The following is a 2,698-nucleotide window of genomic DNA, read 5'->3' as shown; positions in this document are numbered from 1 at the left end:
GATAAGCCAAAGGGCAGAAAAATGGTGCTTACTCCGCCTGATGTAAAGGTTTGTGCAACAGAACTTGCTATTCCCGTTTATCAGCCGACTACCTTTAAATCCGAAGAACCGCTTGAAATAATCAAGAGCTATAATCCCGATGTTATTGTTGTTGCGGCTTACGGCAAGCTATTGCCAAAGGCTGTGCTTGAAAGTGCAAAATACGGCTGTATCAATATTCATGGCTCGCTTTTGCCAAAGTACAGAGGTGCGGCACCTATTCAGCAGTCGGTTCTTAACGGTGACAAGGTGACAGGTGTTACGGCAATGCAGATGGCAGAGGGACTTGACACAGGCGATATTTTAACAGTAATTGAAACTGAAATCGGTGAGAATGAAACCTCAGGAGAACTTTTTGACAGACTGAGTATTCTTGGCGGAGATTTGATTATAAAAACTCTTGATATGCTTGAAAAAGGTGAAATCACACCGATAAAGCAGGACGAAAGCAAGGCTACTCATACTTCTAAAATAGATAAGTCACTTTGCCCGATTGATTTTACAAAATCGGCAAATGAGGTGCATAATAAGGTGCGTGGACTTAACCCATGGCCTGTTGCAACTGCTGAGCTTATGGGCAAAAGACTTAAAATTTATTCCACTAAGGTGTGCGAAAAAAGCGGAAAGGCGGGTACAATAATCAGCACAAAGCCGTTTGTTGTTGCCTGTGGCAGCGGTTCGGTTGAAATTCTTGAGCTTCAGCCTGAGGGCAAAAAGCGTATGCCGTCCTCTGCTTTCCTTGCAGGTCACAAGCTTAATATCGGTGACAGCTTTGATTTATAATAAAGGAGAATTTTTATGTTTTATCATTTTGACTGGACATATGTTGTATTTGTTCTTCCTTGCATAATTATTTCATTAATTTGTCAGATTAATGTTTCTTCTACCTTTTCTAAATATTCCAATATTCCAAATTCAAGGAATATGACAGGTGCACAAGCCGCTGAGTTTGTTTTAAGACAAAACGGTGTGCAGGGTGTGCGTATTGAAAGAGTGGCAGGAAACCTTACCGACCATTTTGACCCACGCACAAATGTAATAAGACTTTCCGACAGTGTATATGGTGCAACAACCGTTGCGGCTGTTGGTGTTGCTTGTCATGAGGCAGGTCATGCAGTTCAGCATGCACAGAACTATTTGCCGAACAAAATTCGTTCCGCAATTCTTCCAATGGCAAATGTCGGCTCAAAATTAAGTTGGTTTTTAATAGTATTAGGTCTTTGCTTTTATGCAAAGATTGGCTTTATTATGCTTTATATAGGTATAGCATTATTCGGCTTTTCTGTACTGTTCACCATTGCCACACTTCCTGTTGAGTTCAATGCTTCTAAAAGAGCACTTGAAACAATAAGAAACGGCAACTTGCTTTTTGGTGACGAATATACAGGTGCAAAACGTACACTACAGGCGGCAGCTATGACCTATGTTGCATCGGCACTTACAGCTATTTTACAGCTTGTAAGATTGCTAGTTATTGCAAATAACAGAAGAAGATAAGAAAAGAGATTTTTAAATGGCTAATTCACGCAAAACTGCATTTAAGGTATTGCTAAAAATAGAACAGGACGGAGCGTACTCAAACATTGCACTTAACAATGCCGTAAAAGAGGGCGAACTTTCACCTCTTGACTCGGCATTTACTTCCGCCCTTGTGTACGGTGTGCTTGAGCGTAAAATCACACTTGACTACATCATAAGACAGTATTCTAAAATTCCGTTAAGGAAAATTGAGTTAAAAACAAAAATTATTCTTCGCCTTGGACTTTTGCAAATGGCATTTATGGATAAAGTACCGGAGAGTGCCGCTGTAAACGAAAGCGTAAAGCTTGCAAAACAACAGAAGCTACAGAAGTCCTCAGGCTTTATAAATGCAATTTTGCGTAGCTTTGCAAGAGATAATTGTGAAATCAAGTATCCTGATTCAAAGGATAAATTAAAATACTATTCGGTAAAATATTCTTGCCCACAGGAGCTTGTAAAGCTTTGGCTTGAGTCTTATGGAGAGGATAACGCAAAGGGTATTCTTGAGCACCTTAGCGGCAGACCGAATATTTACGCAAGGGTTAATACACTCAGGACAACAGCAAGTGACCTTATAGATTTGCTTTCACAGGACAAGGTTAAAGCTGAAAAGGTTGATTTCCCGGAAAATGCAGTCCGAATTGCCGACACAGGCTCTATAGAAAGGCTTAAAGCTTATAAAGGCGGTTTGCTTCATATTCAGGACTTATCCTCGCAGCTTTGTGCGTATTTTCTTTCTGCCGAGAAGGGTCAGACTGTGCTTGACATATGTTCGGCACCGGGTGGAAAAACCTTTACAACTGCTCAATATATGCAAAACAGCGGAAAAATAATCGCCTGCGATATGTACGAGCATAAGCTAAGCCTTATTGCAAAAGGTGCAAGGCGGTTTGGCATTGATATTGTAGAAACCTGTCTGCGTGACGGCTCGGCTGATGATAAGTCTTTGCCAACGGCTGACAGAATCCTTTGTGATGTTCCGTGCAGTGGGCTTGGTGTGCTTTCACGAAAGCCTGAAATTCGCTATAAGGAAAATCTTATTGATACTGACCTTCCGCAAATTCAGTATAAAATTCTTTGCGAAAGTGCAAAATATCTTAAAAAAGGCGGCAGGCTTGTTTATTCCACCTGCACTTTG

3 protein-coding genes are annotated in these 2,698 nt (G+C 40.9%); all 3 read left to right on the top strand.

What is annotated here, in order from left to right:
* Nucleotides 1-822, top strand: an 822-nt coding sequence (fmt, locus tag ACJMMI_RS08120; protein ID WP_405354830.1) for a methionyl-tRNA formyltransferase, incomplete at its 5' end; no start/stop codon positions are given.
* A 15-nt stretch (nt 823-837) separates the two neighbouring features.
* The gene (locus ACJMMI_RS08115) at nt 838-1,536 is read left to right on the top strand and encodes a zinc metallopeptidase (RefSeq protein ID WP_405354828.1); all 699 of its coding nucleotides are present in this window, start codon (nt 838-840) and stop codon (nt 1,534-1,536) included.
* A 16-nt stretch (nt 1,537-1,552) separates the two neighbouring features.
* Nucleotides 1,553-2,698 (top strand): 16S rRNA (cytosine(967)-C(5))-methyltransferase RsmB (gene rsmB / locus ACJMMI_RS08110; RefSeq protein ID WP_405354827.1); only part of this gene is annotated, 1,146 nt, incomplete at its 3' end.

This window comes from Ruminococcus sp., from assembly GCF_045129435.1.
Taxonomy (GTDB): domain Bacteria; phylum Bacillota; class Clostridia; order Oscillospirales; family Acutalibacteraceae; genus Ruminococcoides.
This window is presented reverse-complemented; position numbering and strand designations above follow the sequence as displayed.